Source organism: Ferruginibacter profundus (genome assembly GCF_054783275.1).
Map to the genome: position 1 here is coordinate 473,096 of NZ_BAAGQW010000002.1, position 25,548 is coordinate 498,643.

The following is a 25,548-nucleotide window of genomic DNA, read 5'->3' on the forward strand; positions in this document are numbered from 1 at the left end:
CACACCCTATTATGAAAAAGATCATCCTTGTTTTTCTACTCGCTTTTTCACTTAAAGGATTGGCACAAACCAGGCCTGTATGGGAATTAATTGTTGGTGTATCTGGCATAAGTAATTCCAGTCCGCAAAACAGCAATAGCGTAACAGGTAGTGGCAGGCCAATGGTTGATTCAGCAGGGAACCCTGTCTTTTTACCCCCCGCTGTGTATACTACTTACCAGCAAACAGCTAATGCCATAAAATATAAATCGAAATTAACAGGAGGTATTACGTTTGGAGGAAAATTGAGCTATCCGATAAATAAGCATTTGGATATTGCTGTCGGCATCACTTTATCTGTATTGCGTGTATCCAGGAGTACAGAAAGCAGCTCTTCCAATCCTTTTTCAGCAGGGAGTGTATTTAACCCAAGGGATTCTCTTTTTGGCACTACCGGATCAGGCTCAGTCATTTTTATTGGTACTGCTGCTAATTATTTTTCGTCTTTCACTAACCAACCCGAAAAATTTTCATTCACCAGCCTGAATACACCAATAAGCATCATTTATAAAAAAGAAAAATGGCGGTTTGAAACAGGTATTACGCCTTCTTTTATAATTAATTCTTCTAAAAAGAAATTAAAAGACAACAGCGATGGAGAGATCACGATAAATGAGACTCCGTTTATAAATAATCAGAATGTTGCGGCAGGATTGAGTATCGGTTCTGATTATGCTACTACGAAAAAGCTTTGTATAGGTTTGGAGTATGTACATGGCCTGAGCAGTTTGATTGATGCGGATAATACCCGTAAATTACTTACACGTACAGTAAACTTAAAATTACTTTATAAACTATAATAATTTTGACCACCCATTCCACCATAATTGTTACCGGCGCTTACGGCTTTATAGGAAGCTGTATGGTTAGCTATTTAAATCAACAAGGTTTTGAAAATTTAATTTTAGTTGATGAATTTGATGACGATGAAAAAGAATTAAACCTGCTGCACAAAAAATATTTAGTAAGAGTAGAAAGAGAAAACTTATTTGAATGGTTGTTAAAAGAAAAGCCACCTGTTGAATTCGTTTTTCATTTAGGTGCAAGGACTGATACTACTGAATTTGATTACAGTGTGCATCAAAAATTAAATGTAGAATATTCTCAAAGTATCTGGCATTATTGCACCATCAATAAAATACCATTGGTATATGCTTCTTCCGCTGCCACTTATGGAGAAGGTGAATATGGCTATGATGATAATCATGATATTGTAGAACAATTACAGCCCTTAAACCCATACGGCATCAGCAAAAATGAATTTGATAAATGGGTATTGCATCAAAAAGAATTGCCGCCTTTTTGGGCAGGATTGAAATTCTTTAACGTTTACGGGCCTAACGAATATCATAAAGCAAGAATGGCCAGTGTTATATTCCATTCTTTTAACCAGATAAAAGATAAAGGGAAAGTAAAATTATTTAAATCACACAAGAATGGATTTGAAGATGGCGAACAACTGCGTGACTTTGTTTATGTAAAAGATGTAGTAGCCGTTTGTTTCTGGTTAATGCAAAACAAACCTGCATCCGCTTTGTATAATCTGGGCACTGGAGATGCCCGTAGTTTTAATGATCTTGTAAAGTCAACGTTTGCCGGCCTGGACTTAGCCCCTGTTATTGAGTTTATTGATATGCCCGAAGACATCAGGGATAAATACCAGTATTTTACTGAAGCAAAAATGGAAAAGCTTAAAAACGCCGGTTACCCCAATGAATTTTACTCTCTGGAAAAAGGCGTGGATGATTATGTGCGGAATTATTTAAACAAAAATTTATTCTACTAAAATGAAAATTGCTATCATAGGCGGCGGAAATTTAGGTACTGCCATTGCAGAAGGTTTATTAAAAAGTAAATTCTGTAAAGCTGCAGATATTACCATCACTAAAAGAAATATCACCACGTTAAAAGCTTTGAGCGACAGAGGGGTTTTTGTTACTGCCAATAATAATGAAGCTGTAAAAAAAAGCGACCTGGTTTTACTAGCCGTTAAGCCTTTCCAGGTAGCGGAAGTAATTGCCGGCTTAAAGAAAGACCTGGCTGCAAAGCATGTATTGGTTTCCGTTATCACTGGTGTTTCATTAGCCGACATTGCAGAAATGGTGAAAAAGAAAAATCCTGTTTTTCGTGCTATGCCCAATACAGCTATTGCCATACAGGAAAGTATGACCTGCATCAGCCATGATAATGCAACGCCTGCCCAAATTCAATTTGTACAACAACTATTTGAAACCCTCGGTAAGGTTTGCATGATTGAAGATAAATTAATGGATGCTGCAACTGTACTGGGCGCATGCGGTACTGCATACGCTATGCGTTATATACGTGCCAACATACAGGGTGGTATCGAAATTGGTTTCAGCGCTGTTACGGCCAGTTTAATTGCTGCACAAACCGTAAAAGGTGCGGCAGAATTATTGTTGCAAAAAGGTACACATCCTGAACAGGAGATTGATAAAGTAACCACACCTAAAGGTTGCACCATTGCTGGGCTAAATGAAATGGAACACCAGGGATTTAGTTCTTCACTAATTAAGGGAATTGCTACAAGTTATAATAAGATTGTGAAGGGCTAGTAGATTTCGCCGGTTTCCATATCGATTTGATAAGGTATCCACACCTCATTACCTGTTGTATACTGATGTTTAAGAAAGAATTCAAATGTATAATTTTTTCTGTACAATTTTTCATTTCCGTACTTGCCTGTTTTTAAATCGTTACCATCAAAATAGCCCCAGTATTTTGTGATCCTGCTCCCATTTTCATCCTCAAGGTAATTTTCAAACTTATTCAACCCAAGCCTGATTTTTTTCTCAGTAAAATTTTTTATTGAAGGTTTGTTATTTTTAAATTCACTAAAGTTGACGTAGACCCCCTTGTTAAAAAATGTGTCTCTTAAAACAGGGACATCGTAATAGGCGGCATTATATTTTTGTATTTCTACCCATGTCTTTTGGGGCAATTTCTCCATTCCTGCAACTGCTCTATTAAAATCAGGCACTTCTATTAACCCGTTTAGTATAAGTTTCAAAACCTCCTTATTTCTTTTTCGGTCTTCGTTTATTTCAGATTCAAAAGTCACTCCGTTAACAACAGTATCTATTCTTTTCAAAGGGATAAATATTTCTCCTTTATTTAAATAGTATTCCCACTTGCAATACAAAAATCTTTGACTCTCCTCATTTTTTGAAATATCAATTTCTTTATTCTTCTCGTCGTCAACACCCGAAAACCAAAACTTTTTCATCACAATTAAAAGTTTAGTATCAGTATTTGAAAAGGCTTTTTGATAAAATTCGTTATAATAATTTTCTATTGCTTTTGCAATACCTTCACTCAACACAACTTTTCTTCCAGTCTTTTTTTTATTGGCAATAATTTGAAGTACAGGAACGAAACCGATTTTTGAAGTATCAAATCTGTTATCAATAATTTTAATGGAGGAAAAAGGTAATTTAATTTCTGCAGGGGCAATTTTCCTAACCGTTAATTTAAATTCTTTTTCGGGAAGTATATCAGGATTGGTTATTTCAGGTTTTGCTTTTTGGCCAAAAACAACAAAAGGCAATAAACTCCATATTAAAACAAAAGTTTTCATCATTTGAATTATAGGCAATTATACCATTTTTCCACAAATTTTCCCTCAAATTTCCTCCTCCCGAATAATCGTCCTATCTTTGCATGACCTCTAGGATGTCTCTTATGAATCCCAATTGGTCAAAAATAGATTGGGTTAACAAATTCGAAGTTTTTCACTGATAAAAAGAATTGAACGTTGAAGTGAACCTCACAACGATGTTGATTCTATTTTTTGTTTTTCCCGAAGTTTTTTATTGACAGCAGAAAATCATCATTATGGCAAAATATATTTTTGTAACCGGCGGTGTTACATCATCATTAGGAAAAGGAATTATTGCTGCCTCGCTAGCAAAACTGCTACAGGCAAGGGGTTTAAAAGTAACCATTCAAAAATTTGATCCGTACATCAACGTGGATCCTGGAACTTTAAACCCATACGAACATGGCGAATGTTTTGTAACTGACGACGGTGCCGAAACCGACCTGGATCTTGGCCACTACGAACGTTTTTTAAACACCCCTACTTCTCAGGCCAGTAATGTTACCACAGGCCGCATTTACCAAACGGTAATTAATAAAGAACGTGAAGGCGCTTACCTGGGTAAAACTGTACAGGTTATTCCACATATTACTGATGAAATTAAACGCCGGATGCTTTTATTGGGCAAAAGCGGCAAATATGATATTATTATTACAGAATTAGGTGGCACCGTAGGTGATATTGAAAGTTTACCTTTTGTAGAAGCGGTACGCCAGCTGCAATGGGAAATGCCCGAAGAAGATTGCATGGTGGTACACCTTACTTTAATACCTTATTTAAGCGCTGCCAAAGAATTAAAGACCAAACCTACACAACACAGCGTTCGCTTATTAAGCCAGGAAGGTGTACATCCTGATGTGATTGTTTGCCGCACCGAGCAACCCCTGAACAGTGACCTGAAAAAGAAAATTGCTTTATTCTGTAATGTAAAACCTGATGCTGTTATTGAGGCCATGGATGCGTCCAGCATATATGAAGTGCCGTTACTGATGTTACAGGAAGGGCTGGATATTATTGTGCTGAAAAAATTACAGATCAATGGCTATGCAGCGCCTGAATTAACCAAGTGGAAAGCTTTCCTGGATAAATTGAAATACCCTAAAACAAAAGTTACCATTGGCTTAATTGGAAAATATATTGAGTTGCAGGATGCTTACAAATCTATTTTAGAAAGTTTTGTACATGCAGGTGCTATGAATGAGTGTAAAGTAAAAGTGATTGATGTACATAGCGAAACGATTACCGAAGATAATGTAGCCGAAAAATTAAGCAAGCTGGATGGTTTACTGGTGGCACCTGGTTTTGGTAACCGTGGTGTGGAAGGAAAGATCACTGCCGTAAAATATGCAAGAGAAAATAACCTGCCCTTCTTTGGTATTTGCCTGGGCATGCAGATGGCTGTGATTGAATATGCAAGAAATGTGTTGGGCTGGACAGATGCCAACTCTACCGAAATGGTAAAAGACACTACACATCCGGTTATTGACCTGATGGATGAACAAAAAGATATTACCAACAAAGGAGGCACCATGCGTTTGGGAGCTTATCCTTGTACCATTAAAGAAGGCACACTGGCGCATACTATTTATGGCACCACCGAAATCAGTGAACGCCACAGGCATCGCTGGGAGTTTAACAATAAATACATTGCCGATTTTGAAAAAGCAGGTATGTTACCCAGTGGCAAAAACCCTGCAAGTGGTTTAGTTGAAATTGTGGAATTACCTGGCCATCCTTTTTTTATTGGCGTGCAATACCATCCTGAATTAAAAAGTACGGTGGAAAATCCACAACCGATATTTGTTCATTTTGTAAAAGCAGCAAAAGCCTTTGCAGAAAAAAGAGATGCGGTGAAGAATCCATTATTGCAGAGTGAGATGATATAAATTTCGCCACGGATTACACAGATTTTCACGGATTAGTTTTTCAAACTAATCCATTTATTAGACGATCATTTGTTTTCTATGGCATCATCGTTGCGTCGCACACTTGTACTACATACCTATATTGAACTTTTATCTAAGCGTATTATCCCGGGTTAAACATCTGTGTAACCCTGTATAATCCGTGGCAAAACATGGCTACTAACATCAAACTTTCAATGGACGAACTCAATCGCAAATCGGTGGAAGAGTTCAAGCGTTCTGAAAAAACACCCGTGATTGCGGTATTGGAAAATATCCGCAGTGCGTATAATGTGGGCAGTGTATTTCGTACTGCAGATGCATTTTTACTGGAAGCTATCTACATTACCGGCTACACCTGCACGCCTCCTCATAAAGAAATAAAAAAAACAGCGCTTGGCGCCGAAGAAAGTGTGGACTGGAAACATTTTACGGATGCCGGCTCAGCCATTATTGCGCTTAAAGAAAATGGCTTCAGGGTTTATGCCGTAGAGCAGGCTGTCAACAGTATTTCCTTAGAAAAAATGGCATTGGACAATAGTGAAAAAGTGGCTTTTATTTTTGGCAATGAAGTTACCGGTGTGGAGCAATCTACTATTGAGCAATGTGATGGTTGTATAGAAATTCCGCAGCTGGGTATGAAACATTCTTTAAACATCGCCACTGCAGCAGGTGTGGTTTTATGGGAAGTAATCAGAAACCGCATCGCAGCCCAATTGTAAGCCGTACTTCAATATCTTTGCAATCATGAATCGTGTTAAAAATTATCTCTCGCTTGTAACATTTTCGCATACCATTTTTGCAATGCCTTTTGCATTGATCGGATTTTTTTTGGGGGTTACTGATTTAAAGAAAATTGTTGTTGAAGATTTTTTACAAAAGACCACTTTGATACCAGGTTGGCATACCACGGTATACTCTAACTCTTACAGGGCATTTCAACTTGTACTTGTCATTCTCTGCATGATATTTGCCCGTTCCGCCGCAATGGCCTTCAACCGCTGGCTGGATGCTAAATACGATGCCATGAACCCACGTACTGCAGTAAGAGAAATTCCTGCAGGCGTTATCAAACCCAACAACGCCTTGATCTTTACTATCGTTAATTGCATTTTATTTATTACCGCAACATTCTTTATTAACAGGCTTTGTTTTTACCTGTCTCCGGTTGCGCTATTTGTAATTTTGTTTTACAGCTTTACCAAACGTTTTACAGCGCTATGCCATTTGGTATTAGGAGTTGGCTTGAGCCTTGCCCCTATTGGCGCTTATATTGCCGTTACGGGGCAATTTAATTTATTACCTATACTTTTTTCATTTACCGTTTTATTCTGGGTAAGTGGTTTTGATATTATTTATGCTTTGCAGGATGAAGATTTTGACAAACAAAATCAGCTGCATTCCATACCATCGGCTGTGGGTAAAGTAAAAGCCTTGCGCATTTCCGAAATGCTGCATGTACTCTCCGCAGCCTGTGTTATTACTGCCGGATTTTATGGGCACTTTGGTTGGCTATATTGGACCGGCACTGTATTCTACATTTGCTTATTGATCTACCAGCATCTATTGGTAAAGCCTGATGACCTCAGTAAAGTAAACAGGGCATTTTTTACCACTAATGGTATTGCATCAGTTGTTTTTGCCGTATTCGTTTTGCTAGATTTGTTATTAAGCTGACAGATGACAGTTCACCGTATTTTAAATCATACATTGTAAATCATAAATCTAAAATCATAAATGGGCCGGATATTAGCAATAGACTACGGTGGTAAAAGAACCGGGCTTGCGGTTACCGATCCCTTGCAGATCATTGCAACAGGCCTGGAAACTATTGAATCCAGGGAACTCATTACCTATTTAAAAAAATATTTAAGTACAGAGACTGTTGAGCTAATAATTATCGGGTTACCCAAAAACTGGGATGAAAGTGATACGCATGGCACACCATTAGTAGAAGCAGCTATAAAAAAAATACAAAAAGAATTCCCGGCCATCCCTATTACTACGGTCGATGAACGCTATACCTCTAAAATGGCCAAAGACGCCATGCTGGAAATGGGTATGAAGAAGAAAGACCGCAGGATAAAAGGCAATGTGGATGTAATTGCAGCCACTATAATTTTACAGGAATACATGAACAGATCGTAGATACCGGATTGCCGGTTTCAGATTTAAATTTTCTTGTTCTCATAGTAAGATGGTTGCTGTATATATGCAATCAGACCTAAAATCCAAAATCGCAAATCCAAAATCAATTGATACCCTTAAATTTGCATTAAAATCAACAATCTGAAATCTAAAGTCGAATGATTCTTCCGATAGTAGCATACGGGTCTCCCATTTTAAGAAAGGTTTGCAGCGATATTACTCCTGGTTACCCGGGGCTGGATACATTACTTGCTGATATGTGGGAAACAATGTACAACAGCAATGGCGTTGGGTTGGCTGCTCCGCAGATCAATAAAGACATCCGGGTATTTGTTATTGACAGCGAACAGATTTTTGCCAACCAGGAAGAAGATGAAAAAGGAGAATTTCCGGACGAGCCCGGCTATAAAGGTGTTTTTATTAATGCACATATTGTTGAGCTTAATGGCGAAGAATGGAGTTACAATGAAGGTTGCCTCAGCATTCCAAAAATAAGAGAAGATGTATACCGTGAAGAAGAAGTAACACTGGAATTTGATGACGAAAATTTTGTGCATCATACTAAAACCTTTAATGGTATTACTGCAAGAGTTATTTTACATGAATACGATCATATTGAAGGGAAACTGTTCATCGATCATATAAAGCCATTAAAACGCAAACTATTGCAAGGCAAACTAACAGATATCTCTAAAGGGAAAATTAAAGTTGACTACCGGATGGTTTTTCCCAAATAAATCGCTAACCGCCCCGTACCTCCCGGTTACTTATTCAACTCAACTGCTTTAAACAAGTAAAAATAAAAAATCCCCTATTTAGGGTATTTTCTTGCTTCTTCTTACAACCTACCTTTACGGCATCAAACCAAATTAACTTAAAATGATGCTTATCCGAAGAATTGTACCCCTGCTTATTTTACTTACCTTACTCAATAGCGTGAATGCACAGGTGATTGCCGTACGGCAGGTAGTAGCTTCTGCCGGTAAAGACACACTTATAGGCACTACCATATGGGCTTCTACCATCGGAGAGCCGGTTATTGAAACTTATACAGGAGGTGCATTAACATTTACGCAGGGCTTTCATCAACCCGATGGCTATTCCATCACCCCTTTTATTCCCCTCATTAATAACCTGGTGATATACCCTAATCCCGGACGCCCCAACAGCAACCTAAGTTTTTATTTAAGAGCAGATAGACCATCCCTTGTCATCAACATTTACGATGCACAGGGCAAATTATACCAAAGCCAGACATTAGAAAGTTATGCCGGGCAAACATGGCACAGCCTTAATCCTCAAATAATGGCTGGCGGTACATACACAGTAAAAGTTACCGTTGGCTTTGAAGTGTATACCGGCAGGTACGTGGTAGTCAACTAACCAATTCGTCTTTTTCTTTTCTACATAAAAAAAACTAAACACTCAGATATGAAAAAAAGTTTATCGCTGCTATTGCTTGCAGTTACCTTTTGTATTGCCGGCTTTTCGCAGGGCCTCAATGGAATTAATTACCAGGCAGTAGCCCGTAATTTAAACGGTACTGTATTAAGTAATAAAATTGTACAGGTTCGTTTTACAATTACACTGGGTAATACCACTATTGTACAATACCAGGAAACACAGAATGCGGTTACCAATGCGTATGGATTATTTAACCTGGTAATTGGTAAAGGGGTACCCGTTACCGGTACCTTTACTGCCATTCCATGGACAACCGCAAGCCAATGGCTGCAGGTAGAAGTTTCAGTAGATGGCGGACCGTTTAATAATCTGGGTAAAAATCCATTCAATGCTGTGCCTTATGCTTTAATGGCTGCGGCAGCCTTGCCAACAGGTCCGGCAGGTGGCGATTTAACAGGCACTTACCCAAGCCCGTCTTTAGCAGCAACTGCGGTTACAGCAGGCAGTTATGGCAGTGCTACCAGCTACCCTACTTTTACCGTTGATGGAAAAGGAAGACTAACAGCAGCGGGGCAATTAAATTTACCTGCAAGTTTGCCTCCATCGGGGCCGGCAGGTGGCGATTTAACCGGCACTTATCCTAATCCAACTATAAATATTCCTTTAATAAAAACATCGGCTCAGCCAGCCAGCCCATTGATAGGCTTAACCAACAGTAATACCACGGGTACATTGGGTGCTATCCAGGGCAGCAGCGCCAGTACTGATGCTAACGCTGTAGCATTACAGGGTACTATTTCTTCAACAGCGCCGGGCGGCTTTTCATCTGCTGTAAGAGGGGTGAATAACGGCACCGGTGGTTTAGGAATTGGTGTTTACGGCAGCCAGGCCGGAAGCGGCTGGGGCGTATATGGCACAACACCTTCGGGTATTGGTGTAAACGGATCGGGCGGCACAGGCATTGGTGTATCTGGTGCTGCATCATCAGGCATTGGTGTTAATGGTACCAGCAGTACAGGCATAGCCGGTTCATTTACCAATACCAATGCAGCCAATACATCAAATACATTAAATGTTACAAACAATGGTACCGGCTTTGCTGCTAATATCACCAGCACTAATGCTGCTGCCAAAGCATTAAAAACAACCGGAGGTTTACAGTTTACCGGTATAGGAGAAGCTGCCGGCAAAGTTTTAACGGCAGATGCAACAGGAAACGCCGTGTGGGCAACTGCAGGTGCGGCCACAAATATTGCTTTGCCATATAAAGATTCTGCAGCTTCAACCACGGCAAATATTTTTGATATTATTCAAACCTCCACTGCCACTACTACGGCTGCACTAAGCGGCACATCAAGATCAACCGCAGCTAGTGCCAACGCTATACTGGGCACAATCAGTGATGGCAGCCCAGGTGGTTTTTCCACCGCTTTGCGTGGTGTTAATAACGGTACCGGAGGCCTTGGTATAGGCGTTTGGGGATCGCAGGCCGGCAGTGGCTGGGGTGTTTATGGTGTTACACCAACCGGGTTAGGTGTATACGGAAATGCTACCGGTGCAGGTTATGGAGTGTATGGCAACAGTAGCTCCGGAGTTGGTGTTAGCGGCGTAAGTAATACAGGTATTCCGGGCAGTTTCAGCATTACCAACAATACAAATACAAATCCGGCTATTGCCGCAGCTACAATTAGTGATGGCGCTGCAGTAGACGCTACAACCTCATCAACAACGTCCAGTGTAGCAGCCTTGAAAGGAACTGTAAGCTCTACCTCACCGGGAGGGTTTTCTGCAGGTGTAAGAGGTATCAATAATGGAACAGGTGGTTTGGGCATCGGGGTTTGGGGTTCCCAGGCCGGCAGTGGCTGGGGCGTATATGGTGTTACCCCTACAGGATTAGGTGTATACGGCAACGCTACCGGCTCAGGTTACGGGGTGTATGGCAACAGTGGTTCCGGCGTAGGTGTAAATGGTGTTAGCAATACAGGTATCCCGGGCAATTTCAGCATTACCAACAATGCCAATGCAAATGCAGCTCTCGCTGCATCCACCTCTGGCGACGGTGCTGCGGTAGATGGCGCAACATCATCTACAACAAGCAGCATCAGTGCTGTAAAAGGTACCGTAATTGCTACCTCACCAGGTGGGTTCTCTACAGGTGTAAGGGGTATTAATAACGGAACAGGCGGACTTGGTATCGGCGTTTGGGGTTCTCAAAACGGTAGTGGCTGGGGTGTATACGGTGTTACGCCAACAGGCTTAGGTGTATACGGCAGCTCGTCCGGAGCTGGTACGGGAGTATTTGCAAACAGTAATACCGGCACCGGTTTAAATGCAACAAGTACAAATGGTATAGCCGCAAATATTTCTATTTCCAATAACGCCAATAGTAACAATGTACTGGATGTTTCCACTTTGGGCAATGGCAGAGGTATAAATGTAAGTACATCTGGTTTTGGGCATGGTGTATATGCTACTTCTGCTACCGGTACAGGTGTGGAAGGTATTACAGGAAGTATTTCTTCAGCGGGTGTGATAGGCCGCAATCCAACAGGCGAAGCCATTGTAGGGTTTACTTCGGGTGTTAACGGAGTGGGCGCTGTGGTAGGAAGAAGCGATGGCGCTGGTTATGGCGTAAGAGGTTTTAATACTCAAAATGGTATTGGGGTAATAGGCCAGTCGGGCATTAGCGGTGGCACGGGCATAGCAGGCCGCTTTGAAAATGTAAATGCAGCAAATACCAGCAATGCAATGGAAGTGGCCACCAACGGCCTTGGAAACGGTATTAATATTTCGCTTTCAAATGCCGGCAGTGGCGGAAGAGGCATTAACGTAACTAACTCCGGCGTAGGGCATGGCATTTATGCGAATGCTGCTACAGGTACAGGTGTGGAAGGTATTACAGGCAGCATTTCTTCTGCAGGCGTAATTGGCAGGAACCCTACAGGTGAAGCGATTGTAGGTTTTACATCAGGTGTATCAGGCGTAGGTGCAGTAGTGGGAAGAAGTGATGGCGCAGGTTACGGTGTAAGGGGTTTTAACACACAAAATGGTATTGGTGTAATAGGCCAGTCGGGTATCAGCGGTGGTACAGGTAATGCAGCTGTTTTTCAAAATGTGAATGCGGCCAACCCCACAGATGTATTTGTGGTGTCTTCTAACTCAACCGCTAACCTTGCAGTATTTAAAACGGGCGGCAATGTAGCAAGGATAGACGCTACAGGCAGAGGTTACTTTAACGGCGGCACACAAACCGGCGGAGCCGATGTGGCAGAGTATTTTGATGTGGAAGGTGGCAGAAATACTTATGAGCCGGGAGATGTATTGGTTATTTCTGTTACCTCAGACAGAAAGATAGAAAAATCTTCTACGCCTTACAGTATGTTGGTTTCAGGCGTATATGCTACTAAACCAGGTTTACTGTTAACAGAAAAAAATGCAGCTGAAGGCCAGTTTGAAGACATGGTGCCGATGGGTGTAATTGGTGTTATCCCTACTAAGGTTTGCCTGGAAGGTGGTGCAATAAAAAGAGGCGATCTTTTAGTTACTTCTTCTAAAGCCGGTTATGCAATGAAGGCAGACATCACTAAAATTATTCCGGGTATGGTTTTAGGAAAAGCATTGGCTGAGTTTGACGGAACCGGTGCCGAAAAAATCAATGTATTGGTATCTGTTAAATAATTTTCTTTTAAAAATTAAACTCATCATAAAATGAAAAAAATAATCAAATCATCAATTTTGTTTTTCAGCTTTTTTGCTTTTGCCAATCAAATAAAAGCTCAACTGGCCAGTGATAAACCGGTTGCTAAAGTAGCGGTTGATACAAGTAAATCAGCTGCGGCAAAAGTTACTACGGTTGTTACTGCTTCTTCAGCACCAATTGACAAAACTGCTGCAGCGGCGAAAGTGGTTCCGGTTATCCCGGCCCTTCCGTCACAGGTAGAAAAAACTACTGCGCCGGTAAAAAAATCTGCAACAATACAAGTTACTGATCCGGCTGCCGGCCAGGGTAAAGCAATAGCAGCACCTGCTGCAGTTACCCCGTTGCAACTGCCAACAGTTTCTTCACAGGGAACTCCTCCGGCAAAATCATAATTAAGCAAGATTATCAACATAATACTAAAGGCTGTCACAAATGACAGCCTTTAGTATTTACTTTGTAGTATGATGAGATTTCTTTTCGTACACATTCTTATCTTATTGTTTTTTGCTGATGCAACAGCACAACAAAAAAAAGACAGTTCGGTTATAGTAGGCAAACAACCTATTACATTAAGCGAAGTTATTATCGACAATAAACTTAATGTTCCCGTATTTATTGAACGGGTTAAAAATGACACCAGCTTTTATAAAGCCTTCCGCAATTTGCGTGTACTGGGTTTTAGTGCTATTAACGACATACGGATGAACAACAGTGATGGGGAAGTTAAAGCATCGCTGCACAGCAAAACAAAACAGTTACGAAGCAGCAATTGCCGTACCATGGAAACACTGGAAGAACAGGTGACCGGTGATTTTTATGACGACAACCACAATTACAATTATTACACCGCACAAATGTATGCGTCGCTTTTTTTTACCAAAGATTCTGTTTGTGGCGAAGACAATATTGTATCGGGCAAAGAATTCAGCACTGCCGGTAAAAGCGGCATGGAAAAACATAAGGAGCAATTAAAAATGCTCTTCTTCAATCCCGGAAAAAAAATAAACGGGCTTCCGTTTATGAGTAATAAAACGGCCATTTTTGACGATGACATGGCAGATAAATACGACATGGAAATAGACATGGATATACATAACGGCACCAACTGTTATATTTTTAAACAAACCGTAAAGCCGGATTATAAAAGCAATGTGGTAGTAGACGAAATGACCACCTGGTTTGACCAGAACACGTATGATGTAGTGGCAAGAAATTACAGTATAAGCTATGATGCCGGCGTGTATGATTTTAAAGTACAGATGGAAGTAGTGATGACCAGATTCGATACATACTTAGTGCCCTCAATTATTCGTTATACCGGTAACTGGAAAGCCATTTTTAAATCCCGGGAACGTGGTGTGTTTACCGCCACCCTTTTCGATTTTAATAAGGGCGAGTAACCTGTTGAGCCACCGGTGCTACTGCTTTATAAAACCTATACCCTTTGCGGGGCGACTCACCCGGGAATATTTTCAACTATCGTTAACTTTTAGACACTTAATTTTATAGCATGAAGTACATTTTTAAAAAATTATCCGTTCTGTTACTGGTTGGTATTACAGCAAATTGTTTTGCACAAAAAGAAGGCAGGGATTTTAAAGCCATTGATGAGTATGTAAAAAAACTGGGTGCTTTAGACAGTATGAATATGGGCACCATTAGTAGTTTACTCACTAAAAATTACACCGATAAAACAGATAAGGTACGTGCCATTTACGACTGGATAGCTTATAATATTGCCTACGATCTTAAAAATGCCGGCAGCGGGCCAGGAGATAAAAATACTTCTACCGAAGTGTTGTTACGCCGCAAAGCTACCGGTGCAGGATACGCTACGCTTTTCCAGGATATGTGCAGCAGCGCCGGCATAAGGTGCCTTACTGCCGACGGGTTTGTAAAATTTGGTACCGACCAGATCAATGATACTAAAACGGAGATCAATCATAGCTGGGCTGTGGTGCAACTGGGGCAAAGCCCGGAGGCCTGGTATTATGCCGATCCCTGCTGGGGTGCCGGCTATACCGATGCAGAATTTAAAACTTTTACCAGGGCTTTTAACCCCGATTATTTTTTTGCCGACCTTACCATTTTTAACTGGCAGCATTATCCTGATAATATGGCCTGGCAACTAGGCCCAGGGCCAAAAAATAAAAAAGATTTTTTTGGAATGCCTGTTATAAAATCTGCTGCCTACGAACTGGGATTAAAAAAAATGAACCCTAACGATGGTGCTGTTAAAGTAAAAGTAAATAAGCCATTGGCTTTTAGTTACCAGCTAAACAGCAATGCAACCATAACTAAAGTTGCATTGGTATTCGGTGAAGGCAAGAAGAAAAAAATAAAAGAGGTTCCTTTTTCATTCAACGGTAATATGCTTGGCTTTACCTATAAATTTGAGGAAGAAGATAGCTTTCCTGTTACCGTTTTGGTAAACGGAAAAGAACTGGCAGCATATATGGTAGATATTGAATAAAATTGATTCAACAAAAAGCCTCAACTTTTCAGTTGAGGCTTTCTAATATTATGCCCTTTGTTTTACGGGAGCTTTCTTCTTTACTTTCTTTAACGCTGTTTCAATTTCTTTACTCAGGTTTTCGAAAGAGCCTTTACCACTTACCTGTTCGCCATTGATAAAAAATGCAGGAATATCCTTTACACCTTTATCAACCCCATCCTGGAAATCGTTGCGGATCTGCCATCCGTAAGTAGAGTTGATCAGATCATCCAGGAAGTGTTTATTGATAACACCAGCTTCCTTGGAATATAATTTTAAACTGGTAGTACCTAAACGACGGCGGTTCTCAAATAAAATATTGTGCATTTCCCAAAACTTACCCAGCTGTGCAGCTGCTAAAGATGCTTCTGCAGCTTTCATCGAACGCTGGTGAATTTTTGTTTGTGGAAAATGGCGGAAGTTGAACCTGATCTTACCATCAAACTCTTCCAGTAATTTTTTCACCACTTCATTTGCTTTTGCACAATCTTCATTTTCGTACTCTCCAAACTCTGTTAATGTAACCGATGCTTCGGGGTTGCCTACAAATATCTCCTTACTGGGGATAATTTCAACAACGTCTTTTGTTTTTGTTGCCATATTATGTATTGTCTTTTCCCTGCTGCTTTTTACAGCAGTTTGTTATTAATCCTTAGCTATTGATCTGCCCGAAAAACATCGTTTTTGCAGGCGTTATTTTTTATTTGTTCCTGCGGCTTCATGTTCCGGCATTTCATTTCTAAACACCACCAGTCCATCAAACACATCTACCAAAACAGGTTTAGCTTTATCTACATCGCCGGCCAGTATCCTTTTACTCAACTGGTTCACTATCTCTTTTTGAATAAGCCTTTTTAACGGCCTTGCGCCAAATTGAGGGTCATAACCATTTTCTGCAAGATAATCCAAAGCGTAGTCGCTGAATTGAAGATTTATTCCACTTTGAGCAACCAATTGTTTCAGGTTATCCAATTGTATTTTGATAATACCTTTTATTTCTCTCTTCATCAGCGGCTGGAACATGATCACCTCGTCGATGCGGTTTAAAAATTCAGGACGAATGGTTTGCCTCAATAATACCATCACTTCGTCTTTTGTCTTTTCAACCACTTCATCCTTATTCTTTTCCGTTACTTTTTCAAAGTTCTCCTGGATGATCTGGCTGCCCATATTACTGGTCATAATGATGATAGTATTCTTAAAATTCACCATACGACCCTTGTTATCGGTCAGTCTGCCATCGTCTAACACCTGCAATAATACGTTAAAAACGTCAGGATTTGCTTTTTCTATTTCATCTAAAAGAACTACACTATAGGGTTTTCTTCTTACGGCCTCGGTTAACTGGCCCCCTTCATCGTAGCCAACATAGCCCGGAGGCGCCCCAACAAGGCGGCTTACAGAGTGTTTTTCCTGGTATTCACTCATGTCTATCCGGGTCATCATGCTATCATCATCAAACAGGTAATCGGCCAGCGCCTTGGCCAGCTCAGTTTTACCTACACCTGTGGTTCCCAGGAAGATAAAGGAGCCGATAGGCTTTTTGGGATCCTGTAAACCAGCCCTGCTTCTGCGGATAGCATCTGAAACGGCTTCAATAGCTTCATCCTGCCCTACCACTCTTTTATGCAATTCTTCCTCAAGATGCAGCAATTTTTCTCTTTCACTCTGCAGCATTTTCATCACCGGAATACCGGTGGCCTTAGCTATATTTTCTGCAATATCTTCAGCATCCACTTCTTCTTTTAACAATCTTTTTTCACTGCTGGCATCCAATTGCTTCGTCATTTCTTCAATTATTTTCTCCTGTTCCTGCACTTTGCCATAGCGTATTTCTGCAACCCTTCCATAATCTCCCTCTCTTTCTGCTTTTTCAGCAGACAACTTTAGTTGCTCAATGGCAGCTTTGGCATTCTGCACTTTTTCCACGATTTCTTTTTCGGTCTGCCATTTAGCTTTATAGGTATCTCTTTCTACAGAAAGATTAGCAATTTCAGTATTCAGCTCTTTCAGCTTAACCGCATCATCTTCTCTTTTTATGGCTTCTCTTTCAATTTCCAGCTGACGGATCTGCCTTTCCAGTTTATCCAGTTCTTCGGGCATACTGTTCATTTCCAAACGCAGTTTTGCTGCACTTTCATCAATCAGGTCAATCGCTTTATCGGGTAAAAAACGATCGGTAATATAGCGGTGTGATAATTCAACCGCCGCAATAATGGCTTCGTCTTTAATCCGTACATGATGATAGGTTTCATAACGGTCTTTCAATCCACGTAAAATAGACACGGCATCTTCCACACCTGGTTCATCAATCAGCACTTTTTGAAAACGGCGCTCCAGGGCCTTATCCTTTTCAAAAAATTTCTGGTATTCACTTAATGTTGTAGCTCCTATTGCTCTCAGCTCTCCTCTTGCCAGGGCAGGTTTTAAAATATTGGCAGCATCCATAGCGCCATCGCCACCACCTGCACCAACTAATGTATGTATCTCATCAATAAATAAAATAATTTCTCCATCACTGTCCGTAACTTCTTTCACTACAGATTTTAAACGTTCTTCAAACTCCCCTTTATATTTTGCACCGGCAATTAACTGCCCCATGTCTAAGGCATAAATAATTTTTGATTTCAGATTCTCAGGTACATCGCCATTTACAATACGCATGGCTAAACCTTCGGCTATAGCGGTTTTACCCACCCCTGGTTCACCTACCAGTATAGGGTTGTTCTTACTTCTTCTTGATAAAATATGCAGCGTTCTTCTTATTTCTTCATCGCGGCCAATAACAGGATCTAATTTTCCCTGCCTTGCCATTTCAATTAGATTTTTGGCATATTTACTCAATGCATTAAACTGTGTTTCGGAGGTTTGAGATGAAACAGTAGAACCTTTTTTCAATTCTTTTGTCGCGGCAATCAAACCTTTCTCTGTAAGGCCAGCATCTTTTAAAATTTTGGCAGTATTGTCTTTGCCTTCCAGCAAGGCAATTAATAAATGTTCAGGCGCCACAAACTCATCGCCAAATTGTTTTAATGCCGCTGATGAACGCAGCAATACATTATTCAAATCCCGGCTTACATTCTGGGCGGGTTCGGTGCCTGATGCTTTGGCTAATTTTTTAATGCTCTCTGCCAACTTTGTTTCTACAAAATTGATGTTGACATTATTCTTCTTTAATAAAAATTCAATGGCTGAATCGGCATCATCCAGCAACGATTGCAGTAAATGCTCTGTTTCAATATTGGCATTGCCATTATTGAATGCCAGTTGCTGTGCATGCTGAATTCTTTCCTGTGATTTTATGGTTAAGTTTTGTAAACTCATAATTTGTAATTTTAAACTTAGTCGTCAAATTATAATCCAAGACCAAATCTCAGCTAATATGTCATACAAATTTCTTTCTATCTGCCGCAAATTCAGCCTGTTGGTGGTTTTACTGCTATTGTTACAGTCGGGCTACGCCCAATATAATTTTAGTAAGGTAGATGATTGGTTAAGCAGTAACCTGAAAGAGATTGGCGGCAGAGCTGTACTGGTGATTTATAAAGATGGGAAACTGGTGTACAGCAACGCAGAAAATGACTTAAGTGGCAGGCAGAAAAGGATTGGCAAATTCATTGCTAAAAGGCAGGGCAAAGATGCAGACGAGATAATGCAGGATTTTACCATGAGCACCAAAGAAAGAATTGCCAGTTGCAGTAAATGGCTGAGTGCAGCTATGGTAATGACCTTTGTGGATGAAGGGAGATTAAGTTTAGAAGATACGATAGGGAAATTTTTGCCGGTGATGACTGAAAACGGTAAAGGCAATATTAAGATCTGGCAATGCCTGAGCCATTTAACTGGTATTAAAGCAGGTACTTTAAAAGAATCGCTGAATGAAATGAAGGAGCTGAACAATATGGATGAAGCGATGGCAGCAATTGCCAAATTACCCATGGAGGGCGAGCCGGGCAAAACTTTTCATTACAGCAATACAGGCTTACAAATTGCGGGTGCTATTATGGAAAAAATAAGCGGTAAGAGTTTTGAAACTTTATTTGCAGAGAGAATTGCCAAACCCTGCAACATGAAGAATTCTGATTTTGGCAAAGGCAAAGTGGCATTACCCGCTGGCGGCGGATGGAGCACAGCAGAAGATTACCTTAATTTTTTACAAATGATTTTACATGAAGGAGTGTTTAATGGTAAACAGGTTTTAAGCAAAGCATCAGTTATTGAAATGCAAAAAAACCGCGTTACAAAAGATGCCATCATTATTTCATCCCCTGCCGAAGCAGGCAATTGGGGTTATGGTTTTGGCGAATGGATGATGGAAGACATCAGTGGCGATCAGCGCTCTGACGCTGTTACCAGCCCGGGGTTATTCGGCAGCTTTCCATGGGTGGATAACAAAAAGCAATATGCCGGTTTTTTAATGACCTTCAACATAAAAAACAAAGGTAGAAATGAGCGGTATAAAGAATTGAAGCGCCTGGTAGATGAAGCCTTAGCAAGTAAATAACAGCACCAAACGCTTTTCTCCTTAATTTTGCGGCAGTTTTAAAAATCGCAATGAAAAAAATATTCGTACTCATTTTGTTTACAGGCAGTTTCCTGTATTCATCTTCGCAGGTAAAAAACAGGTTTTTTAAGGGCATGTATATCCAGTGGGGATATAATGCTGAAAGTTATACCAAAAGTAATATTCATTTTAAGATGAGTAATGGTAATGATTTTGTGCTGCACAATGCCGTTGCACATGACAAAGGCGACTTTGATGCCATTTATAAAGAGCCGACGCAAATTTCTATTCCGCAATACAATTACCGGTTTGGATTTTACCTGAACTATTCTCATACCAAAGCATTGGAAATAAATTTTGACCACGCCAAATATGTTGTTACCGATGGGCAAACTGTAAGGGTAACAGGCACCATTGATGGCAGGCAGGTAGATGGCGACAGTGTTTTAAACCCCAATACTTTTTTACATTTTGAGCATACCGATGGCGCCAACTGGTTGCATATTAATTATGTGGAGCAACATGTATTGTTGCCTACAGTTTCCAAATCAAGGCCTTTGCTGACAGCTGTATGGAAAGTTGGCGCAGGTATCAATATCCCCAGAACAGATTTTACCTGGAGAGGAGAAAGATTGAATAATAACTTTCATGTGGCCGGTTACAACATCAGTGCCGAAGGCGGATTAAGGTTATATATGCTACGCAAACTCTTTTTTGAATGTACCGGCAAAACCGGTTTTGTAAGGTATGTAAATGCATTAGCCTGTACACCTTCTCAAAAAGGTAACCGGGCTACGCATAGTTTTGGTTATGTTGAGGCCATTGCAACTTTGGGCTACGATATAAAATTTTAGATCTTATTCATATTTCTAAAAGCCATCCTCAACAAGTTGGGATGGCTTTTGTATTTTTATAGTTTTATATCTTTTATTTGACTACAACGAAATATACACAACAAATAAAAAACTTTGCAGCGCAAACAGGTTTTAATTTTTGCGGCATTGCCAAAGCACAGCAACTGGATGATGATGCCAGGAGGTTAGAACAATGGCTGAACAAGGGCATGAACGGCACCATGCAGTACATGCAAAATCATTTCGACCTGAGGATTGATCCTGCGAAACTGGTACCGGGCGCAAAATCTGTGATTACATTATTACTCAATTATTTTCCTGCCCAGGAACAACATACGGATGAAGTAAAGATATCGAAGTATGCTTACGGGGAAGATTACCATGAAGTGATACGCAGTAAACTGAAGTTACTACTTCGGTACATTAAAGAGAACATAGGCGAAATACAGGGACGAGGTTTTGTTGACAGTGCTCCTGTTTTAGAAAGAGCATGGGCGCAAAAAAGTGGTTTGGGCTGGATCGGTAAAAATGGTAACCTGATCAATAAACAATCGGGCTCTTTCTTTTTTATTGCTACATTAATTACAGATTTAGAACTGGAATACGATGATGCTTTTGTAAAAGATTATTGCGGCACCTGTACCAAATGTATCGACCACTGCCCTACCGAAGCTATACTACCCGACAAAGTAATTGATGGCAGTAAATGTATCAGTTATTTTACCATTGAATTAAAAGATGCTTTAATTCCGGAAACGATGAAAGGGAAATTTGATAACTGGATGTTTGGTTGTGATACCTGCCAGGATGTGTGCCCCTGGAACCGGTTCAGTAAACCCAATAGCGAAATTAATTTTACCCCCATTCCTGCAATTTTAAATTTTACCGTTAACGATTGGGAAGAATTGACAGAAGAATCTTTTAAAATTGTTTTTAAAAACTCGCCGCTAAAGAGAAGTAAGTTTGAAGGCATAAAAAGAAACCTGAGATTTATTCGATCCTAAAATTGAAAACCTGCTTTTACTGCAATGCGGCTAAGATTGTGTTTGGTAGTATAATAGTATGGAAATCCTGAATCGGCAGATGTTTCTGTTTCCTTCAAATTCTTATACGAATTGCCGAGTGTGAAATAAATGCTGCTGCCTGTTGTAATTTTTATTTTGTATCCAACTCCTGCATCAAGGTAAAGCCCCCCGGTAGTTGATATGATTGTGAACGCCCTTTTAATTTCTTTATCTCCCGGAATAATATTACCCCCTACGTTAGCATATAAAAACAGGCTGTTGGTCTTTAACATGAATTCTTTTTTTATAGCACCAGATAAAGGCATTGTTTTTTTGTAATAATTATCTATTCCAATGCCTGCGCCGATAAACCAGTTTTTAATTTTAATTCCGTTTTCAGTTTGGGCTGCCAAAGCAACAGGCGATTTACCAGCTACAAAACCAATAGCATTATAAGAGTTAAAAACTATGGCATTCTTATTTTGTGCCTGCACACGTACATTAACAACCAGCAGCGTAATTATTACAACCAGGTATTTCATAACCAGTTAATTTTGTGTTGTAATTTTTGAAACCAGTTTTATAGCCGCAGCATTTGAATAATCATATTGGTACAACCCATCTTTTGCAATAACCAAAGCAATATTATTAAACGCAATTACCTCATTAGTTTCAGGCAAAACAAATTGTGTTATTAATGTAATGGCATTAGGATCAGCTGCATTAAAAATTTTCAATCCGTCATTACCATCACAAATAAACAGCAAATTACCATCTTTACTTAATCCCCGTGGATTAGTTAACTGGTAGGATTTAATTAATTGAGGAGATTGGATATTTGAAATATTCAACACATCCAGCTGATTAGTGAACCCTGAACATTTTGTGCCGGCGTGCAATGTTACATACGCAAAGTCATTCTCTGCAATTACAGGGTCGCAGGTGCGTACGTGAGTAAATGTTCCCTGCTTAACAGGACTTGCAGGATTTTGCAGACTGTAAATAAACATACCGGTATTGGAACCAATAAATAATTTATCTTTAAAAGGAAAGATCGTTTCAATACCCCATCCCAGATTAATTGCATTTGCAACTACAGGGTTTTGTGCTGTACTAACATTAATTACCCGTAAAGAATCATTGGAAACGGTGTACATATAATTATTGACCACTGCAAACCTTGCTAATGATCCGCTGATACCAACCGGTGACCCTTTTGATGGCTGCGATAAACCTGCATCCATTGCGTTAAACAACATGCCTCCGCCGCCAAACGCTATTACATTGCCACCATCACAATCGCAGTCTACCGTTTCTGTTTTTTTCACCCAGTCGTAAATCACTTTTGTAGAATCAGTATGATAACCATAATAATATCGTTCAGGAAAAACGCTGTTTACAAACTTTACTACGGATACATTTAAAGGGTCACTGATATCCATTGCTACCAGGTCAGTATAAAAATCAGCATACAAAATATCATTCTTAACGGCGATATCTACATTACCCGGCAGATCGATAAAGGCAATATTTTTGGGCGCAGCAGGATTGGCATTATCAATTACATGAATACCTTTATCCACTTCGTTCAAAAAAATATAATTGCCTTTGATATAAATTTTACCAGGATTAACTACTGCCTTCGGGGCATTACTTTTTATGTTTGCCCTTACTTCTGCCGTGGTTTTATACAGTGGCTGAAAATAAGTGTAGGTATAGGTTTTACTGCACTTGTCCTTTACACAACCTTGTAGTAAAATAATAGCAGCAGTTATACAAAACAAAGCCATTGTTGCAGAAAAAATTTTTTTCATAATATAACATTTACAGGATTGACAACAGGCGCTGAAGTACCGTTGCACTGAAGTAAATTATTTTTTAAAAGGGATTTTCAAGTACAGCATGGAGTTAACAAAATGCTGTTTACTCAGCGAATTTTTTATCACCGAACTTCCGCCGTATTTAAACCTATACCCAATAGTAACAGGATATTTAGAATCTTGCGCAAAAGTAATTCCTGCGCCTGCAGTAAATGACAAAAGTAGTTTATTAAAAATATCTTTACCGGTAAAGTACGCTCCGGAGCTATTGCTGTACACCAAAGCATTGGAGCTGATCAGGTAATTTATTGCCGGCCCTATTTCAAGGTTAAGCGGAGATTTTTTTGATAACCGGTATTGAAACAGCAAAGGAATTTCCAGCAAGTGAAAATTATTTCGATAGCTAACAGAATTGCCTGGCCTGAAATAACTGCCGGCAGCAATACTCTTGTTGATATCAAAATTAAATGTAGCGGCTGAATCAACTTTGCTACCTACTTTCATTATATTGGATTGATAGGAGTAACTCAATCCTGTTTTAAACTGCCATCTTCCGGCCATTACTCTTGCTGCATAAAAACCTGCACTAAGGGCAAGTCCTTTTGATGGCTTATTTGGTTCGGTACTAATGCCACTACCAGGGGAACTGCTAACAGAACTTGAATAAGCATTTGAATAAGCCAGCGTATTACTGAACAGGTTATTTTTCACAGCCGATGATCCTGCTGCCACATCAATTCCATATTGCCATTTTGTTCGGGATTTTTTGGTTGATTCTTTCTTTACTGTTACAGCAGTATCTTTTTTTTCTACTGCAAGCATATCAGTTATGTGTTTTTTATTTGCTGCACTTAAACTATCTGCATTAAATTTTTTAGTCTTAACAATCCCGGTATCAGCTATTGTAATTATTGCTTTTTCATCCGCTGCTGTTACTACTTCCTCATTATCTGCAACAGGCTGAGGTGCTTTGGTCTTTACCTTTGCTGCCGCTTTTGTTTTTAACGACAGTTTATTCGCTGCAACTATATCATCTTCTAAAATAATATCAGCTGATACTTTAGCCTTCTTTATTTTTATTTTTGAAAAAGAAGTAGCGCTGATTTTTTTATTTGCTGTGCCTGTAACAGCATTATCATTACCTGTTTTACCAGGCTTTGTACTTTTAGTGGCAACAGTATTACTGTCACTTACATTGGTGTCGTTTTCTTTGTTTTTATTTCTTACTGGTTGCGAATCAGTTTCTTTTGTTGTTGCAGTATGGTTAGCAGAATACTTATTATTATTGCTTACAGCTATATTATTTGTTGCAAGGTTTTTCCATAATAATAAAGAGCCTGCAGTAAGTAAGCCAAACACCAAAATAAAAACGATCCAGCGACGACGCTTTTTTTCTTCAGGTAAACCTGCTTCCACTTTATCCCATACTGCGTCAGCAGGAGTAAATTTCAGTTGCTCCATTTGTTCCTGCACCTTCTTTTCAAATTCACGGTTTTGCATACGTCTGCAATTTATTATCTGAGTAATATTTTTTTATCCAGGTGATCATCAAAGCACGGGCCCTTGCATACTGCGACCTTGAAGTACCGTCGGTGATACCCAGCATTGCCCCGATTTCCACATGCGTAAAACCTTCTACAGCATGTAAATTAAAAATGGTTTGATAACCCGTGGGGAGTTGCTGAATTAAAGAAGCCAGTTCTTTTGTATCTAAAAGTATTTCCGGGTTTTCATCCGTTACCGGGTGTAAATCTGCTTTTTCAAAGGCAAGGTCTTGCTGGTATTTGGCATTGCGTTTTAAAAAATTAAGTGCAGTAGTTACCATTATCCTTCTTATCCATGCGCCTAATTCACCTTCGTGCCGGTACTGGTGCAGATTTTTAAACACCCGAATAAATCCATCCTGCAGCACATCTTCAGCATCAGCCATCGATTTGGTATACCTGTAGCAAACCCCCAGCATTACTTCTGCATACTGCTGGTACAGTTGCTGCTGCGATGCCCGGTTATTTTGTAAACATTCTTTTATCAGCTTAAATTCCTGCTCCATTTACTGGT

At 39.9% G+C, this 25,548-nt stretch carries 23 protein-coding genes; 16 read left to right on the plus strand and 7 right to left on the minus strand.

Going from position 1 to position 25,548, the window contains the following annotated elements:
- Window positions 1–11 precede the first annotated feature (11 nt).
- The 3 genes from ACYVM0_RS12245 to proC are packed head-to-tail and all read left to right on the plus strand — an operon-like array spanning window position 12 to window position 2,615.
- On the plus strand, window positions 12–839 hold the full coding sequence (locus tag ACYVM0_RS12245) for a porin family protein (protein ID WP_460557426.1): 828 nt from the start codon (window positions 12–14) through the stop codon (window positions 837–839).
- A 5-nt stretch (window positions 840–844) separates the two neighbouring features.
- Complete coding sequence (gene rfaD / locus ACYVM0_RS12250; protein ID WP_460557428.1) at window positions 845–1,825, plus strand: ADP-glyceromanno-heptose 6-epimerase; 981 nt, start codon at window positions 845–847, stop codon at window positions 1,823–1,825.
- Between the two features lies 1 nt (window position 1,826).
- Window positions 1,827–2,615: a pyrroline-5-carboxylate reductase family protein gene (gene proC / locus ACYVM0_RS12255; RefSeq protein ID WP_460557430.1), complete on the plus strand. Its 789-nt coding sequence runs from the start codon at window positions 1,827–1,829 to the stop codon at window positions 2,613–2,615.
- Here proC and ACYVM0_RS12260 read toward each other — a convergent pair.
- The gene (locus ACYVM0_RS12260) at window positions 2,612–3,640 is read right to left on the minus strand and encodes a hypothetical protein (protein ID WP_460557432.1); all 1,029 of its coding nucleotides are present in this window, start codon (window positions 3,638–3,640) and stop codon (window positions 2,612–2,614) included. The genes proC and ACYVM0_RS12260 overlap by 4 nt on opposite strands.
- Window positions 3,641–3,894: 254 nt before the next feature.
- Here ACYVM0_RS12260 and ACYVM0_RS12265 point away from each other — a divergent pair, with 254 nt between their 5' ends.
- From ACYVM0_RS12265 to ACYVM0_RS12310, 10 genes are all read left to right on the plus strand, one after another.
- Window positions 3,895–5,544, plus strand: a complete 1,650-nt coding sequence (locus ACYVM0_RS12265; RefSeq protein ID WP_460557434.1) for a CTP synthase — start codon at window positions 3,895–3,897, stop codon at window positions 5,542–5,544.
- Window positions 5,545–5,735: 191 nt separating this feature from the next.
- Entirely contained in the window at window positions 5,736–6,284 is a 549-nt protein-coding gene (locus ACYVM0_RS12270) for an RNA methyltransferase (RefSeq protein WP_460557436.1), read from the plus strand.
- Between the two features lie 25 nt (window positions 6,285–6,309).
- Window positions 6,310–7,239 carry a UbiA prenyltransferase family protein gene (locus ACYVM0_RS12275; RefSeq protein ID WP_460557437.1) on the plus strand — a complete coding sequence of 310 codons (930 nt, stop codon included), beginning with the start codon at window positions 6,310–6,312 and terminating at the stop codon, window positions 7,237–7,239.
- Between the two features lie 60 nt (window positions 7,240–7,299).
- Complete coding sequence (gene ruvX / locus ACYVM0_RS12280) at window positions 7,300–7,710, plus strand: RuvX/YqgF family protein (RefSeq protein WP_460557439.1); 411 nt, start codon at window positions 7,300–7,302, stop codon at window positions 7,708–7,710.
- Window positions 7,711–7,868: 158 nt separating this feature from the next.
- A complete protein-coding gene (gene def / locus ACYVM0_RS12285; RefSeq protein WP_460557441.1) occupies window positions 7,869–8,447 on the plus strand; it encodes a peptide deformylase in 579 nt (192 codons plus the stop codon).
- Between the two features lie 142 nt (window positions 8,448–8,589).
- A complete protein-coding gene (locus ACYVM0_RS12290; protein WP_460557443.1) occupies window positions 8,590–9,093 on the plus strand; it encodes a T9SS type A sorting domain-containing protein in 504 nt (167 codons plus the stop codon).
- A 48-nt stretch (window positions 9,094–9,141) separates the two neighbouring features.
- Window positions 9,142–12,792, plus strand: a complete 3,651-nt coding sequence (locus ACYVM0_RS12295; protein ID WP_460557445.1) for a beta strand repeat-containing protein — start codon at window positions 9,142–9,144, stop codon at window positions 12,790–12,792.
- A 30-nt stretch (window positions 12,793–12,822) separates the two neighbouring features.
- On the plus strand, window positions 12,823–13,206 hold the full coding sequence (locus ACYVM0_RS12300) for a hypothetical protein (RefSeq protein ID WP_460557447.1): 384 nt from the start codon (window positions 12,823–12,825) through the stop codon (window positions 13,204–13,206).
- A 69-nt stretch (window positions 13,207–13,275) separates the two neighbouring features.
- On the plus strand, window positions 13,276–14,214 hold the full coding sequence (locus ACYVM0_RS12305; protein ID WP_460557449.1) for a hypothetical protein: 939 nt from the start codon (window positions 13,276–13,278) through the stop codon (window positions 14,212–14,214).
- Window positions 14,215–14,324: 110 nt separating this feature from the next.
- The gene (locus ACYVM0_RS12310; protein WP_460557451.1) at window positions 14,325–15,287 is read left to right on the plus strand and encodes a transglutaminase domain-containing protein; all 963 of its coding nucleotides are present in this window, start codon (window positions 14,325–14,327) and stop codon (window positions 15,285–15,287) included.
- Window positions 15,288–15,335: 48 nt separating this feature from the next.
- Here the strand turns inward: ACYVM0_RS12310 and ACYVM0_RS12315 are convergent, their stop codons facing one another.
- The gene (locus ACYVM0_RS12315) at window positions 15,336–15,908 is read right to left on the minus strand and encodes a DsbA family protein (RefSeq protein WP_430987224.1); all 573 of its coding nucleotides are present in this window, start codon (window positions 15,906–15,908) and stop codon (window positions 15,336–15,338) included.
- A 93-nt stretch (window positions 15,909–16,001) separates the two neighbouring features.
- Window positions 16,002–18,632, minus strand: coding sequence for an ATP-dependent Clp protease ATP-binding subunit (gene clpB, locus ACYVM0_RS12320; RefSeq protein WP_460557454.1), 2,631 nt, complete (start codon window positions 18,630–18,632; stop codon window positions 16,002–16,004).
- 58 nt (window positions 18,633–18,690) lie between these two features.
- Between clpB and ACYVM0_RS12325 the strand changes: the two genes are divergently transcribed.
- The 3 genes from ACYVM0_RS12325 (at window position 18,691) to queG (ending at window position 21,670) form a co-directional block, all read left to right on the plus strand.
- Complete coding sequence (locus ACYVM0_RS12325) at window positions 18,691–19,812, plus strand: serine hydrolase domain-containing protein (RefSeq protein ID WP_460557456.1); 1,122 nt, start codon at window positions 18,691–18,693, stop codon at window positions 19,810–19,812.
- 50 nt (window positions 19,813–19,862) lie between these two features.
- Window positions 19,863–20,666 carry a hypothetical protein gene (locus tag ACYVM0_RS12330; protein ID WP_460557457.1) on the plus strand — a complete coding sequence of 268 codons (804 nt, stop codon included), beginning with the start codon at window positions 19,863–19,865 and terminating at the stop codon, window positions 20,664–20,666.
- A gap of 77 nt (window positions 20,667–20,743) precedes the next feature.
- On the plus strand, window positions 20,744–21,670 hold the full coding sequence (gene queG / locus ACYVM0_RS12335) for an epoxyqueuosine reductase (protein ID WP_460557459.1): 927 nt from the start codon (window positions 20,744–20,746) through the stop codon (window positions 21,668–21,670).
- Here the strand turns inward: queG and ACYVM0_RS12340 are convergent.
- The 4 genes from ACYVM0_RS12340 to ACYVM0_RS12355 are packed head-to-tail and all read right to left on the minus strand — an operon-like array spanning window position 21,667 to window position 25,540.
- Window positions 21,667–22,212 carry a hypothetical protein gene (locus ACYVM0_RS12340; protein ID WP_460557461.1) on the minus strand — a complete coding sequence of 182 codons (546 nt, stop codon included), beginning with the start codon at window positions 22,210–22,212 and terminating at the stop codon, window positions 21,667–21,669. The two genes, queG and ACYVM0_RS12340, sit on opposite strands and share 4 nt — an antisense overlap.
- A gap of 6 nt (window positions 22,213–22,218) precedes the next feature.
- A complete protein-coding gene (locus tag ACYVM0_RS12345) occupies window positions 22,219–23,484 on the minus strand; it encodes an LVIVD repeat-containing protein (RefSeq protein ID WP_460557463.1) in 1,266 nt (421 codons plus the stop codon).
- A gap of 57 nt (window positions 23,485–23,541) precedes the next feature.
- Window positions 23,542–24,990: a porin family protein gene (locus tag ACYVM0_RS12350; protein ID WP_460557465.1), complete on the minus strand. Its 1,449-nt coding sequence runs from the start codon at window positions 24,988–24,990 to the stop codon at window positions 23,542–23,544.
- The gene (locus ACYVM0_RS12355) at window positions 24,977–25,540 is read right to left on the minus strand and encodes an RNA polymerase sigma factor (protein ID WP_460557468.1); all 564 of its coding nucleotides are present in this window, start codon (window positions 25,538–25,540) and stop codon (window positions 24,977–24,979) included. Before ACYVM0_RS12355 ends, ACYVM0_RS12350 begins: the two co-directional genes overlap by 14 nt.
- Between the last annotated feature and the right edge of the window lie 8 nt (window positions 25,541–25,548).